The organism is Sediminibacillus dalangtanensis (assembly GCF_017792025.1).
Classification (GTDB): domain Bacteria; phylum Bacillota; class Bacilli; order Bacillales; family Amphibacillaceae; genus Sediminibacillus; species Sediminibacillus dalangtanensis.
Map to the genome: position 1 here is coordinate 3,482,064 of NZ_CP046956.1, position 14,909 is coordinate 3,496,972.

13 protein-coding genes are annotated in these 14,909 nt (G+C 46.5%); all 13 read right to left on the bottom strand.

Annotation, left to right across the window (positions count from 1 at the left end; translation table 11 throughout):
- Positions 1-89: 89 nt before the first annotated feature.
- The 13 genes from ERJ70_RS17125 to ERJ70_RS17185 all read right to left on the bottom strand — a co-directional run bounded on the left by ERJ70_RS17125 (position 90) and on the right by ERJ70_RS17185 (position 14,909).
- Entirely contained in the window at positions 90-1,091 is a 1,002-nt protein-coding gene (locus ERJ70_RS17125) for a rod shape-determining protein (protein WP_209365967.1), read from the bottom strand.
- Positions 1,092-1,476: 385 nt separating this feature from the next.
- Positions 1,477-1,761, bottom strand: a complete 285-nt coding sequence (spoIIID, locus tag ERJ70_RS17130; protein WP_074599912.1) for a sporulation transcriptional regulator SpoIIID — start codon at positions 1,759-1,761, stop codon at positions 1,477-1,479.
- Positions 1,762-2,235: 474 nt separating this feature from the next.
- Positions 2,236-2,391 (bottom strand): hypothetical protein, encoded by a 156-nt coding sequence (locus tag ERJ70_RS17135; protein ID WP_209365968.1) that lies wholly within the window; start codon positions 2,389-2,391, stop codon positions 2,236-2,238.
- Positions 2,392-2,631: 240 nt separating this feature from the next.
- Positions 2,632-3,633 (bottom strand): AimR family lysis-lysogeny pheromone receptor, encoded by a 1,002-nt coding sequence (locus ERJ70_RS17140; protein ID WP_209365969.1) that lies wholly within the window; start codon positions 3,631-3,633, stop codon positions 2,632-2,634.
- A 506-nt stretch (positions 3,634-4,139) separates the two neighbouring features.
- Positions 4,140-5,057 carry a stage II sporulation protein SpoIIQ gene (gene spoIIQ / locus ERJ70_RS17145; RefSeq protein WP_209365970.1) on the bottom strand — a complete coding sequence of 306 codons (918 nt, stop codon included), beginning with the start codon at positions 5,055-5,057 and terminating at the stop codon, positions 4,140-4,142.
- A gap of 397 nt (positions 5,058-5,454) precedes the next feature.
- Positions 5,455-6,504 carry a stage II sporulation protein D gene (gene spoIID / locus ERJ70_RS17150; protein ID WP_209365971.1) on the bottom strand — a complete coding sequence of 350 codons (1,050 nt, stop codon included), beginning with the start codon at positions 6,502-6,504 and terminating at the stop codon, positions 5,455-5,457.
- Positions 6,505-7,075: 571 nt separating this feature from the next.
- Entirely contained in the window at positions 7,076-8,083 is a 1,008-nt protein-coding gene (locus ERJ70_RS17155) for an ABC transporter ATP-binding protein (protein WP_209365972.1), read from the bottom strand.
- Positions 8,080-9,015: a C40 family peptidase gene (locus ERJ70_RS17160; protein ID WP_209365973.1), complete on the bottom strand. Its 936-nt coding sequence runs from the start codon at positions 9,013-9,015 to the stop codon at positions 8,080-8,082. The genes ERJ70_RS17155 and ERJ70_RS17160 overlap by 4 nt, the downstream gene beginning before the upstream one ends.
- Positions 9,016-9,017: 2 nt before the next feature.
- Complete coding sequence (locus ERJ70_RS17165; protein WP_209365974.1) at positions 9,018-10,121, bottom strand: mandelate racemase/muconate lactonizing enzyme family protein; 1,104 nt, start codon at positions 10,119-10,121, stop codon at positions 9,018-9,020.
- A gap of 25 nt (positions 10,122-10,146) precedes the next feature.
- A complete protein-coding gene (locus ERJ70_RS17170; protein ID WP_209365975.1) occupies positions 10,147-11,067 on the bottom strand; it encodes a S66 peptidase family protein in 921 nt (306 codons plus the stop codon).
- 192 nt (positions 11,068-11,259) lie between these two features.
- The gene (locus ERJ70_RS17175) at positions 11,260-12,921 is read right to left on the bottom strand and encodes a peptide ABC transporter substrate-binding protein (protein WP_209365976.1); all 1,662 of its coding nucleotides are present in this window, start codon (positions 12,919-12,921) and stop codon (positions 11,260-11,262) included.
- A 21-nt stretch (positions 12,922-12,942) separates the two neighbouring features.
- Positions 12,943-13,950, bottom strand: coding sequence for an ABC transporter ATP-binding protein (locus tag ERJ70_RS17180; protein WP_209365977.1), 1,008 nt, complete (start codon positions 13,948-13,950; stop codon positions 12,943-12,945).
- 5 nt (positions 13,951-13,955) lie between these two features.
- Positions 13,956-14,909, bottom strand: a complete 954-nt coding sequence (locus tag ERJ70_RS17185) for an ABC transporter permease (protein ID WP_209365978.1) — start codon at positions 14,907-14,909, stop codon at positions 13,956-13,958.

Consider the following 14,909-nt stretch of genomic DNA (forward strand, 5'->3'; position numbering starts at 1 on the left):
TTATGCCACTTTCTAAGTGGTTACCAAAATCACACGAAAAACTGCTTTTCCAGACATTTTTCGCAAAATCGTCAGTAGGAAATAGTCGATTACACGATGCTTTTCTTATCGATTTTATCGATATTTTCCAGCATGATACCTGTTCCTCTGGCTACACAATTCATCGGCTCATCCGCCAGCAGTACAGGCACTTTCAATTGGTCAGCCAGCAACTGATCGAATCCGTGAAGCAATGCACCGCCACCAGTGAGAATAACTCCGCGGTCGATAATATCTGCCGACAGCTCAGGCGGGGTATGCTCTAACACCGTTTTGGCTGCCTGGACGATCAAAGAGACTGATTCGCGCAGCGCTTCTTCAATTTCCGCTGAATGAATGGTGATGGTGCGTGGAAGTCCAGACACCATGTCGCGTCCGCGGATATCGATGCTTTCATCACGAGCTCCAGGGAAAACTGTCGCTACATTGATCTTGATATCCTCTGCCGTACGTTCCCCAATCAACAGCTTATACTTTTTCTTCACATAATTAAGGATTTCGTGGTCAAATTTGTCCCCGGCCATTTTAATCGATTGAGCGGTTACAATATCTCCCATCGAAAGGACTGCTACATCCGTGGTCCCGCCACCTATGTCTACAACCATGTTTCCGCTCGGCTGGAAAATATCCATACCAGCTCCGATGGCTGCCACTTTCGGTTCTTCTTCTAAGTATATTTTCTTGCCGCCAGATTTTTCAGCAGCTTCTTTGATTGCTTTCTGCTCTACCTTGGTAATGTTGGTCGGGCAGCAAATCAGCATCCGGGGCTTCGATAAAAAGCCGCGTGCATTTATTTTATTGATAAAGTATCTCAACATCGCTTCTGTCACATCAAAATCGGCAATGACCCCATCTTTTAGCGGCCGAATAGCCTCAATATTGCCCGGGGTACGTCCGACCATACGCCGCGCAGCGTCTCCTACTTCCAACACTTTTCCCGAGTTGCGGTCCATGGCCACTACCGAGGGTTCATTTAGTACGATTCCTTTTCCTTTTACGTGGATTAACACGTTCGCTGTCCCAAGATCTATTCCAATGTCCCTAGAAAACATGAATCTTGATCCTCCCTGCGTAATATTGATGCGTCGTATCCGTCCCTGAACACAATGCTACTAATGATATATTTTATCACAAATCTTTTCAATTAGTTAGCGAGAATCAAAAAAAATCTTGGTAATTTCCAAATTCTGCTGAAGAATGCCAGACACCAGCAAATCAGAGTCTGACAAGGTTGATACAGAAGGTTAGGATCTTACTGCATTTTGATGGGAAATACCGGATCCAGTCAAAAGTACTGGATTAATCACATTGGATAAAAGAGGAACTGATTCCCAATAGGCACGAGTATCCTTTGGGAATTTTTTAATGGCAGGTATAATGGCATAAAAAGAAGGCTTCCGCCTGTGTGGGCGTAAGCCAAACTTGCTCAACTTCTATTTAACTTACTGGTTCCGCAGGAGTATCTGCTTCTGTCGTGTTAATACTGTATTTTAACTTTGTAGCTTCGCCGCCGCGGAGATGGCGGATTGCTTTATGGTGGTCCAAAACCGTTTTTACTTCATTCGCCAGCTCCGGATTGATTTCCGGCAGCCTTTCCGTTAAATCTTTATGGACCGTGCTTTTTGATACCCCGAACTCTTTCGCTATCACTCTAACTGTCTTCCTGGTCTCTACAATGTACTTCCCAATCCTGATAGTTCTCTCTTTGATGTAGTCATGCACACCACTCGCCTCCCTGAGTTGTAAGTCCAAGGTGTGAAATTGAGACATAGGTGCTGAGAAAATAATGACTGGAATATTCTATGTAAAAAGATACAAAGCGGCGCGGTTGTTATCTTCGATGTTTAGTGGAAAAGCCCCACAGTACGCTCACCTCAGACCATGCTTGAATGCTAGGTTTTTACCATTTTATTAAAATCGGCTCGCAATTATGATTAAATTTGTAAATTGGAGGGACAGTCCCCCACTACGCTGTCACTTTAGCGCGACGCAGTGTTAGTTAGTTGGGGGACTGTCCCTCCTATTTTTTTGCAGAAAAAAAGCACCCATTCAGGATGGGCGCTTTGTCTATTTGAAAATAACTAAGGGGTACTTTTTTAGCGAGTTCAGTTAAGAGGGAAGCATCTGGGATGCTATTTTTTTGTTTATTTTTAGTCTGCATGTTCCCTGCAGTAAAAATGGGCTGTTTGGTTGGTATTAGCCGATTTCACCGTACTCTGGATCGTAATGAATAACAATCGGCTCGTCATCAACCGGCTCCTTGTCCTTGCCGTCTGCCAGGAATGCAGCTCCCGGTTGTACCAAAGCAAACCCTACCACCAACACAAGCAATGCAACTAATCTTTTTACCATAAATAAAACCCTCCTAAAAAATTTTATTTATAAAAAGATTGTTCGATCCAGAAAAGATTGTTATGTAGTTTTCCAAGGAAGCTATTCTGGAAAAAGCAATCCTCTTACCAAAATAATCGTTTGAACAAATCCTGAATACCTTTATTGTCGGAGAAAAACTCGGATGAGATCATTTGAGGTGGAACTGTATCCAATAAGCCTCCTAATGTCTTGCTTGTTTATCCTCATTAACACATGATTTCAAGCATCGTTTTTAAATCGACTGTTATTTATCGCCAATAACGGAAGGCGTGAGAAAAAGTAATCACTTCTTTTAACAATAAAGTCGTTATAAGCACGAAGTAGTATTCCTTTGTCCTGTTCTGCTAAACCAAGGTAGTATTTTCGAAAGGGAGATTCCAAGGAAATGCTTTTAAGGATTCTTTTTGCTTCTTCCATGTCTCCTCTGGCTATTGCCAAATGAGCTTGTTCACTTGGATCAGTGGTGGTAACTCCATCAACAACTCCAAAATGAGCCGAAATGAAGGGGTAGTTTTGTTGTTCTATTGCCTTGATAAGAGTGGTTTTATTGTAGAGAGTGGCGATACGTTTTGCTTCCTCCAAGTGATAGATACATTGGAGATAGTTTTCATATAAATAACTCAAACCTAGGTGCATGTGAATATTAGCTTTTCTCTCCTGGCAATAAGGATAAGTTAAAACCTGAAATGCATACTTTCTTGCCAAAATTAACTCGTTTCTTTTCCAGTAGTATGTAAATAAGGTCTCATTGAGGCGGACGAAAAAGAGTGAGGTTAAAAAGGAATCCTCTATCTCGCTGATGAGTTCAGACTGATGATCCAGGTAATCACCCAGTTTTTCAAATTCATTTAAGTCATAGTAGAGATAGATTTTCATAAAGCCGACTAAACAATTCAGTTCTGCGATATTCGTTTTCATTTGATGCACTTTTTCCAGCAACTCGTGTTTCGGCTTGGCGCCTTGCTTACGAAGGACGAAGAGTTCATAGAGGTAGGCCCATTTCCGATTAATAGGATTAACGCTTTGTTTATTTTGTAGAAGTAACATATCCAATTCCTGAAAGAAACCATTCATATAAAGAAATTCCATGCCTGTCCTTTTCACATAGTCGGATGTCGAGTCCATGCAAAAAAGCCTTGTCATATGAACAACCTCGTCTTCCGTGTGATCCATGCGAATAGTATTTACATAGTCTTCTATAGTCATGTGTTTATTTAACATGGGTTTCTCAACGACCCTTTCAATAAATTTACGTCGGGAAGGGCTTCTCGTCATATCATACCTCCTTCTTTCCTTACAAGATGCGAGTTAACTTGTCATCTTTATTTAATTATCGCATAAATATTACGTATTTCAACAGGAAAATACGAACATTAGTTCGACAATATATTGCAAAATGTTACAAATTTCTGACTTTTTCTACAAGCATAACTAGGTCTTTTTTCGCAGGACAAAAGCGCAAGCGCCTGTTTAAAGGAGTACAGGCTAAAGCTGCCATGTCCTGTAGCAACGCCTGCATGATCCACATCGTTTAGGCCTCCGACATGCTTAAGACAAGCCTCGGCGTGGTGCTTCTTGCCATACAGAGGCTTGTCTTAAGATCTCGAGGGGGGAGGAGCTGGAGCTGGACGTGGCTGGTTCAGCCAATAATGATCCACAGACAGTTAATTTTATCATTTCCAATACAATAAAAAACCCCGGTAACTATACCGGGGTGGGTGTTCCCTTTATGCGTTAGCCATTGCTGCGGAAGATTCACGATCTCCAGCCGAAGACTCTTCTGTTGAGCTGCTGTCATCGACATTTCCCTGGTCTTGTTCCGAATCAGTTTTTTCCTCGTCGGATTCAGTACCTTCCTCTGTCGAAGCATCCTGCTCGCTGTTTGTTTCTTCATCTGCAGAAGCGTCTTTGTCCTGTGTGTCCTCTTCCTGATTTTGCTCTTCTTCAGAAGACTCCGCTTCCAGCTCATTTAGTTGCCGGTTGAAATACGATTCTGGATTGACTGGTGTATCACCCTGGCGCAGTTCAAAGTGTACATGGGTACCGCTTGCCTGGCCGAATAGATTTTTACCAGCCGTTCCGATAACGTCGCCTTGTTGAACCTTGGCACCTGCTTCTACCGCTACCTCTGCCAGACTAGCATAGTAAGTAGTGACTTCATTCTCGTGGGAAAGCTTGACTACGTTACCCAAAAGCGGATCTTCTTTGACTTCAACAACTTCACCGCTCAGGGAAGCAGTAACATCAAAACTTTCTCCTTCCGCTGCAGCAATGTCGACACCGGTGCTTTGATAGTACTTATTGTTGTATAGTACAAGTGCTTTTTCTTGATCTTCACTATCTGCACTATAGTCATAAAACTTTGTTACAATCTCGGCTTGTGCTTCTTCCTGCACCGGCATTTTGATTACTTCCTGCTGCTCCAACACTGGTTCGGCATCTTCACCCATGTCAAATGGATTTTCGGTAATGCTATCCAACTCGGAATCATTTTCCGCCTGCTCAGGGGTATCCAGGCTTTGATACCATAGAACTCCTGTTAAAAGCAAAGCAGCCATCGTCAAGTAAAGTGCCGGGAAAAACCATTTCTTACGAAAGATACGTTTCCATCCATTTTTTGAAACGTTCTTGTTTTCCTCTCTCATGATCATCACCTCAGCTACCATTCTGAGCAGAAAATGAGAGATATATACATTTTAAAAAATTTTTTTAGTAATTAATGTTCGACAAACTCCTGTTTTTATACATCAAACAAGAAAAAAGGGACTGACCCCCATTCCGTTCTCCAGTCGGAAATCGGTGTGTTGGGGTCAGTCCCCTTAATAAGAGATTCAGTGTCTAGTTCACACAACGGATGGCGCTCATGCCCGGCATGGAAGCTTTTTGGTTTTTTGGGGGACAGTCCCCATAATGGTTGCTGCTGTTGTTTTTCCTTTGTATGGGGACTGTCCCCGTTTTTCTCTTTTTGCCCTGTTTTTCCTGGATTTCACGGCGGGAGGGACTGACCCCATCTCTCGACCCCATCTCTCCCTCATCTCCTTTTTAAGAGTTGGAGGCGAGTTGGGGGGCGGTTTGGTCGATCTTGTTGATATCTGCGCCCTTGTAATAGTATTGCAGGATTTGTTTATAGGTTTTACCTTCTTTGGCCATGCCGTTGGCACCGTATTGGCTCATTCCGATGCCATGACCATATCCTTTGGTGGTGAAGATCAAATGGTCCTTCTTTTGCTCGACTTCAAAATCGCTTGAACGGAGTTCGAGTTTTTCACGGACTTCTCTCCCAGAGAAGGACTTGCCTCCAATAGTTATCGAAGCGACTCGTTGGCTTTTTGTCCGCTCGATTTCTGCTGCAGCGGCCGCATTGTTGTCGATTTTGATGCCGAGTGCCTCTTCCACTTCAGCAGTGGTGAATATTTGCTGATCTAAATACTTTGGTGACTCTTTATCCCATGGGCTGGCGACGCTTCGTAAATAAGGGAGCTCTCCTTCCCAGTAGTTTTCCGAGTCTTCGGTGTAACCATTGCTTGTCGAGAAGAAGGCTGGTGTAATCGGCTGGTTTTCATAGGTCACGATTTCCCCTTTGGTTTCCGCAACTGCTTCGACGATTTTTTTCATTTTCCAGGTATAATCTGAACTCCAAATTTCACGCAGCTCTTCTTCGTTTTTGTACACTTGATGCTGTACCGTATCGGTCACATCGGCGCCTTTCGGGTTTTCATCCGGATCTAGCGTCAAGTGGTTGACGATATACGTTCTTGCAGCCAATGCCTGCGCTTTCAACGCCTCCAGTTCAAATTCAGCCGGCATTTCCGAAGCCACAACGTGGGTGACATACTCTTCAAGCGGAACGGTTTCCACCTCCTCTGTGTTGGAGCGGTACACTTTTACCGCAAATGGTGAATCCTCCTTCTTAAGGCTAACCTGCTCTGCTTCAGGTTGTTTGTCGATGGATTGCTTCGCTGTGCCGCCAGCCTGGATGAATGGAGCTACGATCAACGTTGGCACCACTAAGATGATAATGATCAGGCTGGATGCTACAATCATGCTAGGACCTCTCCATTTGATGGTCGATGCTTGCTTTGCTTTCTTCATTGGCGGCCTCCTTTTCTAGTTTGTCTACTAACTAATCTATACAGGAATGAAAAACAATAGAACTAGTTTTTCACCACTGGCGGCTAAACTGATAGATTGTCCTATTCCGATGGGCGGAGGCCGACCGAGGATGATTTTGCTACTCCGACTTCACAGTCAGTTTAGAGTCTCTTACGATGAAAAGATCAGGCGTTTAATACCTTTGGAGTATTTATGATAGGGCTTGTAGTGGTGGTCCTAGGGGAAGTTAGTGGGAAAATACGGAGGCCACATGCTTTTAAAAAATGATTAAATGAACGTATCTTGCCATACTGCCTGCTCCATTAAGTTTCCAACTAGATGAAGTGGATTTCACCGTTTCCTCCTCTCGTTTTGCACTTCATCGCCTGGACGAAATACGGTTTTCCGCATTTCTAACCGAATGCAGTGCTTTTCCCCTCCCCTAATCGATATTCACAAACAGATGGATGCCTTTTCTTCAAGCTGACGGGGCATGTGCCAGAGCATTACAGCCTATTTCGCCATTCCACAGCAAAACCCCGCCTCTGGTCAGACGGGTTTTTGCCGGTTCTTATTGTAGCACCGTTTCTTTTATCGGTGTTTTGTCTTTGATTTCTTCGTTATATAAATGGCAGGCAACATAATGATCTTCTTCGATTTCCTGCCAAACCGGACTGATTTTGGCGCATGCTTCCATGGCAAACGGGCAGCGTGTCCGGAATACACACCCGCTTGGTGGATTTATCGGACTTGGGAGTTCTCCTTCCAGAATCATTCGTTCGCGTCCTTCTTCTACGTCGGGATCGGGAATCGGGATTGCTGAAAGCAGCGCTTGTGTATAGGGGTGAAGCGGACGTTTATATAAGTCGCCTGCTTTCGTCAATTCGACCATGTTGCCTAAATACATGACGCCGATCCGATCGGAAATATGCTTGACCATTGACAGGTCGTGCGCGATAAACAAATACGTCAGTCCTTTTTCCTTTTGCAATTTACGGAGAAGGTTGACGACCTGAGCCTGTACAGAAACATCGAGAGCGGAAATCGGTTCATCTGCAATGATGAATTCCGGATCAAGGGCGAGGGCTCTGGCAATGCCGATCCGCTGTCTCTGTCCGCCGCTGAACTCATGGGGATAACGGTTGGCATGGTCACGACTGAGTCCGACTTCCTCCAGAAGCTGATACACCCGGTCCAGCCGCTCTCTCTTGTCAGGGTACAGTCCGTGGATTTCCATTGGCTCGGAAATGATTTCTTTTACTGTTGACCGAGGATTCAACGAAGCGTATGGATCCTGGAAAATCATCTGCATGCTGCGGTGAAAGTCGAAGGTTTCCGATTCCTTCAGCTCATGAACGTTTTTTTCATTGAAAACGACTTCCCCCTCCGTACGGTCATACAGTCCCATGATGGTACGGCCGATGGTCGATTTGCCGCAGCCGGACTCGCCGACAAGGCCGAATGTTTCCCCTTCGTACACATCAAAACTCACATCATCGACCGCCTTCAAGATTTCATCCTTTCCGACTTGAAAATATTTTTTCAGCTGATTCACTTGCAGCTTTTTGGTTTGTTTCATTGTGCTCCCTCCGTCTCTTGCCAATACCGTCTAGCTCCACATAACTCTTTTTCATAGACGGTGCCGGCCAATGTGGTGATTTCGATGGACTTTCCTGTTGTCGGGGAGTGGATCATCTTGCCGTCGCCATAATACATGCCGACATGATGCAAGGTGCCTTTACCTTCTTCGTATGCGAAGAATAACAAATCTCCCGGCAACAATTGATCGAATGCGATTTCCTCTCCACCTAGCGCAGCCTGGTCGGAAGCGTCTCGCGGTATTTGGTGTCCGTTGGCCTTGTACATATTGTAGCTAAACCCCGAGCAATCATAGCCATAGGCACTCATTCCACCCCAAAAGTATTCTAAGCCGAGAAATGCTTCGCCCGTCCTGACAATGTCCGTGCCGCTTCCTTTCACCACTTCTTCCCCCGCCCGAACGATTTCCACATCCGACTTGTACAGGTATCCTGGGGTTGCATCCGGCAGCAAAACTTTTGCATGAGAATCTGTCACTCCGAGAAGTGGCAGTGCCGTCAAATAGCTCAACTCCAATAAAAATGCTTGTTTCTCATCATATAAAGATGCCAGTTTGCTGGAAACAACCGCCTTCCCTTTCACCTGCTTTGCATCGGGTTTCGGCTGTGCCTGACAAGCTGGTATCCAGCCGGGATAACCGCGGGAATCTTTTTTGGATGGCTGGGTCGGCACGATCACCTGAAGCCAATCCTGCTTCTCCTCCAGCACGATTACTTCCTCTCCATATAACAATTGGGATTGAACTAAATTTTGTTCACACAAGTCAAGCCGCGTTTGGTAGCTCAAACGATTCAGCCAGGTTGGCAAATCTACCGGATTGGTGATCCCAGGTTGATCCACCTCACGCGGTGCTTCCGGACTGGTCCATAAAGTAGCTACCGGTACATTAACAATCCATCTGTCTTGGTCCATGACTATCGAGCCTCCTCACTCTCTGCTGCAATGTTTACCTGTTGAATGCCCAAACCAGACTCAACTGGCATTCGGATGACCTTCCCTTCGTAGGCGATTCCTCCAGCTATGGCATTTTGTGCCAACATCAAAGGGGCGTCAAAATCAAACCTGGTTATATTCGGCTGACTTGCCGCCAGATGGGCCGCTGCCGTAATGCCCAATTTGGTTTCGATCATACTGCCGATCATACATTCTGTCCCATAGGATGCCGCCAGCTTGGCAATTTTCAACCCGTTATGGATGCCGCCTGCCTTCATCAGCTTGATGTTGATCAGGTCGGCGCTGCGTGTCTCTAAGATTTTCCTGGCATCTTCTGGAGAAAAAACACTTTCATCTGCCATAATGGGTGTCTCGACATGGTCGGTAACGAATTTCAACCCAGCAATATCTCCTGCTTTTACAGGTTGTTCTACCAGTTCAATATCGAGCCCGCCGTCTTCCATTTTCCTGATTGCTTTGACAGCTTCCTTTGCACCCCATCCCTGATTGGCATCAAGCCTGATGAGGATGTTGTCTCCGACATGATTACGGATGGATTGGATTCGCCAGATGTCTGTTTCGATGTCATCTTTACCGACTTTTACCTTCAGGCAGGTGAAGCCCTGCTCTATATACTGAACGGCGTCTTCTGCCATTTCTTCCGGTGTATTGACACTGACCGTATAATCCGTTTCCAATCGACTGCGGTAACCTCCGAGCAATTGATAAAGCGGCAGTCCGCAGTGTTGAGCAAAACAATCATAGACTGCCATATCGATGGCAGCTTTCGCGCTTGTATTGCCTACCATACACTGATCAAGCGTTTGAAAAACATCTTCCATGGCCAACAGCGACTTGCCGATGAGAGCGGGAGTGATGACTTTTTCGACTGCATACTTGATGCCTGCCAGGCTGTCTCCGGTGATTACGTGGGTAGGCGGCGCTTCCCCCCACCCCGTCGTGCCGTCCGAACACGTCACTTTGACATAGATGGATTCAGCCACTGTAACCGTCCTTAACGCTGTCTTAAACGGTTTTTTCAAGGGAACGGCAACGTTCACTGTCTCGATCGATTGGATGTTCATTTGGTTGATCCCTCCTTCACCATATTCAGCGCACTCCCGGCTCGATGACCAGCGTCTTTTTGCTGGCAGACAAACGTGCCTGGACTCCCAACGGGACTGCCACATGAGGCTGGCAATGTCCAATTTGGAATCCTTTCACGACAGGAGCACCCAGCTCGGCCAAATAGTCATTCAGCACTTGTTCAAGCGTCAAGGAGCTTTTCCGTTTCTTTGGTACAGCATTTTTGAAATCGCCGACCACGATGCCGGCCGCCTGCTCCAATTTGCCGGCCATTCGCAGCTGGTTGAGCATGCCATCAATTCGGTATGGTTCTTCATCGACATCCTCTAACAGCAGCAGCTTCCCTTCCGTGTCGATTTCATACGGAGTACCCAATGTACTGCATAGCAGACTTAAATTGCCTCCTGTAAGCTCGCCCTGGGCATCTCCTTCCGCGATGACTTCGAGCGGGGCAATTTTCTCCGAATAGACTATTTGTGTCGGCTCGAATAGCTGGTTGAACATTTGCTTGGACAGGGGAGCGAAATCTGCTTCCCCGATATCCGAGCTGACCATCGGACCGTGAAAGGTTACCAAGCCGGATCTTTGCTGGAATGCAGTATGTAAAAAAGTAATATCGCTATAGCCCCAAAAAACCTTAGGATTGTCGCCAATCATCTGATAATCGATTTTGTCGGCGATTCTACCTGTGCCATAGCCTCCGCAAATACAAATGATCCCGGCAATTTGCGGGTCTCTGAACATATCATGTAAATCTTTCAAGCGGTCTGCATCTGTTCCTGCCAGATAGCCGTATATATCGTTGCTATGTTTTCCTCTTCTCACATGCAAGCCAAGTGATTCAATGAATGCAATACCTTTTTTGACGTTGGCAGGATTCGGTGGACTGGCCGGAGCAATCAGACCCACGGTATCCCCGGTCTTCAAACGGCTGGGTATTTTCATGGCTTCCTCCTCTTCCTTCCGGTGGACACTGCAGCCACTTTCGACTACAGCAGGGCACCGTGTGGTTGTGATTACTATTAGGGGTCCATCCATTAATCGATGGATGGTAAGAAAAAGCCCAGCCTGGCGGATGGTTGAATCCCATTATTCCAGGCCGGGCAGTATTGAGCAGATTCTCCATTTACTTCAAAATTAGTTTTTGTCAGCCCACTTTAGTTCCATATAACCTACAGGGTGACGGACGATGCCTGATACATTATCTTTATGCAAGAATACTTGATTGTAGAAATTGACCGGGACGATCGGCATTTCTTCAAACAGTACTTTTTCCGCTTCGTACATCAAATTCCAGCGTTTTTCTTCATCTGCTTCCTGTTTAGCCTGGGCAATCAAATCGTCATATTCTTCATTTGACCAGCCGGTCCGGTTCATCGAAGAGTCTGTGACGAAGCTTTCCAGGAAGTTGATCGGGTCGCCATAGTCAGCCAGGAAGGAGCTGCGGGAAAGCTGGTGCTTCAAATCCTTCTGGTCTTGCAGGAACACGTTCCATTCTGCGTTTTCCAGAGTGATTTCAATTCCAAGGTCCTGCTGGAAGCGTTGTTGGACCGTTTCTGCTATTTTTTTGTTGTCATCGCTTGTGTTATAGGTCAGTGTAATCGGCGGCAGTTCGTCGTAGCCCTCTTCTTCCATTCCTTTTTCCAAAAGCTTTTTCGCTTGTTCCGGATCATATTCTACCAAGTCACCGTTCGTTTCGCGGAAATCATTGCCGGAAGGATCTTCAAATCCGTAGGAAACGAAACCGCGGGCTGGTTTTTCTCCTTTTTTCGTTACATAGTCAACGATTTCATCCTGATTGACGGCCATGGCCAGTGCTTTGCGGATTTTCACATTTTGGAACGGTTCCTCGTTGACATTGAATCGATAGAATTGTGTGCCTGCCTGCGGGTCGATGACTACCTGATCGCTGTCGAGCAAGTCTTCAGCTAAATCAGCCGGTATTTCCGAGGTATCCAAATCGCCGCTTTCGAACATTTGATATTCGGTGTTTGTTTCATTTACCATCGCCCAATGGACTTCATCCAGTTTAACAGTGTCTTTATCCCAGTACTGGTCGTTTTTCACCATGGTAAAGTCGCTGTCATGGTTCCACTCACTCAACTTGAATGGTCCGTTGGCGACAAATGTATCTGCTTCTGCATACCATTCCGGATTTTCTTCCGCTACAGCCTTGTTGACTGGGAAGAATGCCGGGTTGGAAATGACATTAAGGAAAAATCCTGTCGGTGCTTCCAACGTCACCTTAAATGTCTTCTCGTCCATCGCTTCCAAACCTAGGTCATCAGCGCTGCCTTCTCCGCTGTTGAAGGCTTCTCCACCTTTAATGAAGTAGCCGAGAAATGCGGAAGAGAATCCTTCCTCCGGATCAAGCAGCCGTGTCCATGCAAATACAAAATCCTCCGCCGTCACGTCATCGCCATTCGACCACTTGGCATCTTCCCGGATATGGAAGGTGTATTCCAATCCATCGTCAGAGATATCCCATGATTCCGCTGTTGCGGCTTCCGGCTGATGATCCTGTCCCAACCGGGTGAGGCCTTCCATCAAGTTGTTCAAAGATTGCCAGGATGCTGCGTCGAATCCTTCCGGCGGATCGAAGGAGGTCGGTTCTACCCCATTGTTTAAACGAAGAACCTTGTCTCCGCTACTTTCCGCTTCATCACTGGTTCCTTCATCTGTTGTCTCTGTCTGATCTCCAGAATCCTGCTCCTCTTCACCGGCACTTTCATTGGCAGTACATGCTGCCAGAACGAACACGGCCAGCAATACAAATAAAAACGCCAAGCCCTTCTTCATGTAAATCCCCCTTTTTGTTGGTTACTTTCTTGTCCCTTCCATAGGAGAGACGAGTTGTGCTCTGCGATCCTGCAGCCAGCAATCCACTTCATGGGTGGTGCTGCGTGATGCTGAATCGGGATACACTTTATCACACACCTCCATCGCGAACGGACACCTTGCTGTAAAGGGGCATCCTTGTGGAGGTGAGAATAAATCAGGTGGTGTTCCGTCAATCGGAATGAGATCATCTTCTTCTATATCCAATCGTGGAACGGAATTCAGCAATCCTTTTGTATAAGGATGCTGCGGTTCATAAAATATCTCCCGCTTGGTTCCGACTTCAATGATTTTACCTGCGTACATGACAGCAATTCGGTCGGCGATTTTGGCAACGACACCAAGGTCATGGGTGATCAAAATAATTGAAACACCTGTCCGTTCCTGGATTTTTCCGAACAACTCCAAGATTTGTGCCTGTATCGTGACATCAAGCGCGGTAGTCGGTTCATCAGCTATCAGTAAATCCGGATCGCAAATCAGCGCCATGGCAATCACCATCCGCTGGCGCATACCTCCGCTGAATTGATGCGGATATTGTTTCAGCCGCTCTTCTGGACTAGGGATTCCGACCAGGTTCATCATTTCCAAGGCTTGCTCTTTCGCTTCCCGTCCGGATACGTCCTTATGCTGCTTCAGTCCTTCGGTCAGCTGGTCGCCAATGGTCAAGGTCGGATTAAGCGCCGTCATGGGATCCTGGAAAATCATCGAAATATCGACACCGCGTATTTTCCGCATCTCTTTTTCAGGTACAGTAGTCAAATCGCGGCCCTTGTAAACAATCGAGCCATTCGCGATTCTTCCAGGGGGTGTAGGGATCAATCGCATGATGCTGTTGGAGGTTACACTTTTTCCACAGCCGGATTCGCCGACAATGGCCAAGGTCTCCCCCTTTTCCAGATCGAAATTGACCCCGCGGACCGCCTGGACTTCCCCGCCGTATGTTTTGAAGGTTACGTGCAAGTCTTTTACTTCTAGTATTTTTTCCATTGTTGTCACTCCCTGAGTTTCGGATCCAGGGCATCCTGAAGTCCGTCTCCTAACACATTAAAAGCAAACATCGTCAAGGAAATAAATAACGCCGGGAAGAACAGGCGCCACCAGTCTCCTGACAGAATGGTAGGCAGGGCATCATTGGCCATCACGCCCCAGCTGGCGTACGGTGCCTGGATTCCGAGTCCTAAAAAGCTTAAAAACGCTTCTGCAAATATGGCAGTGGGCACCGTCAACGTCATCTGGACAATGATTGGCCCCATCGTATTAGGCAAGAGGTTTTTGCGGATGATCCGCCATGATTTAGCACCGAACGACTCGGAGGCGAGTATGAACTCGAGGTTTTTCAGTTGCAGTACCTGCCCCCTGACGATCCGTGCCATGCCGACCCATCCGGTAACACTAAGTGCGACGATGATCGTTGCCAGGCTCGGTCCCATGACAACCAGCAACAAAATGACAACCAGCAAATACGGCAGACCGTAAAGAACCTCAATGATCCGCATCATAATATTATCGGTGCGGCCGCCTTTGTAACCCGAGATACCGCCATAAACGACCCCGACGAAGAAATCAATCAATGCTGCCATCAGTCCGACAAACAAGGAAATCCTCGCACCATACCATGTTCTCGTGAAGACATCCCGGCCCAACTCATCCGTTCCAAACCAGTGATCCGCGGACGGAGGCATGTTCTGATTTGGAAGATTGATTTCCCTTACAGAGTGAGGAGAAAAAATCGGTCCGAAAATCGCCAGTAATGCCAGGAGAACCAAAAAGATCAATCCTCCCATGGCAAGCTTGTTTTTGATGAGACGCTGCCAGGCATCGCTCCAGTAAGAAAGCGACGGTCGCGAGACCTTCTCTGCATCTTGCTTGCTTTTATCAAGCGGGCGGAACCATTCGTCCGGAATACCCGGTGACTGCGGTTCCTTTTGCTTTTCTGCCAGACTCAT

Coding starts and splice junctions, on each gene's coding strand:
- ERJ70_RS17160 (WP_209365973.1), bottom strand. CDS start 9,015: ATGGACCAAGACAGATGGATTGTTAATGTACCGGTAGCTACTTTATGG.
- ERJ70_RS17170 (WP_209365975.1), bottom strand. CDS start 11,067: ATGAAAATACCCAGCCGTTTGAAGACCGGGGATACCGTGGGTCTGATT.
- ERJ70_RS17175 (WP_209365976.1), bottom strand. CDS start 12,921: ATGAAGAAGGGCTTGGCGTTTTTATTTGTATTGCTGGCCGTGTTCGTT.
- ERJ70_RS17135 (WP_209365968.1), bottom strand. CDS start 2,391: ATGGTAAAAAGATTAGTTGCATTGCTTGTGTTGGTGGTAGGGTTTGCT.
- ERJ70_RS17140 (WP_209365969.1), bottom strand. CDS start 3,633: ATGTTAAATAAACACATGACTATAGAAGACTATGTAAATACTATTCGC.
- ERJ70_RS17125 (WP_209365967.1), bottom strand. CDS start 1,091: ATGTTTTCTAGGGACATTGGAATAGATCTTGGGACAGCGAACGTGTTA.
- ERJ70_RS17180 (WP_209365977.1), bottom strand. CDS start 13,950: ATGGAAAAAATACTAGAAGTAAAAGACTTGCACGTAACCTTCAAAACA.
- ERJ70_RS17165 (WP_209365974.1), bottom strand. CDS start 10,121: ATGAACATCCAATCGATCGAGACAGTGAACGTTGCCGTTCCCTTGAAA.
- spoIID (WP_209365971.1), bottom strand. CDS start 6,504: ATGAAGAAAGCAAAGCAAGCATCGACCATCAAATGGAGAGGTCCTAGC.
- ERJ70_RS17155 (WP_209365972.1), bottom strand. CDS start 8,083: ATGAAACAAACCAAAAAGCTGCAAGTGAATCAGCTGAAAAAATATTTT.
- ERJ70_RS17185 (WP_209365978.1), bottom strand. CDS start 14,909: ATGAGTCTGGCAGAAAAGCAAAAGGAACCGCAGTCACCGGGTATTCCG.
- spoIIQ (WP_209365970.1), bottom strand. CDS start 5,057: ATGAGAGAGGAAAACAAGAACGTTTCAAAAAATGGATGGAAACGTATC.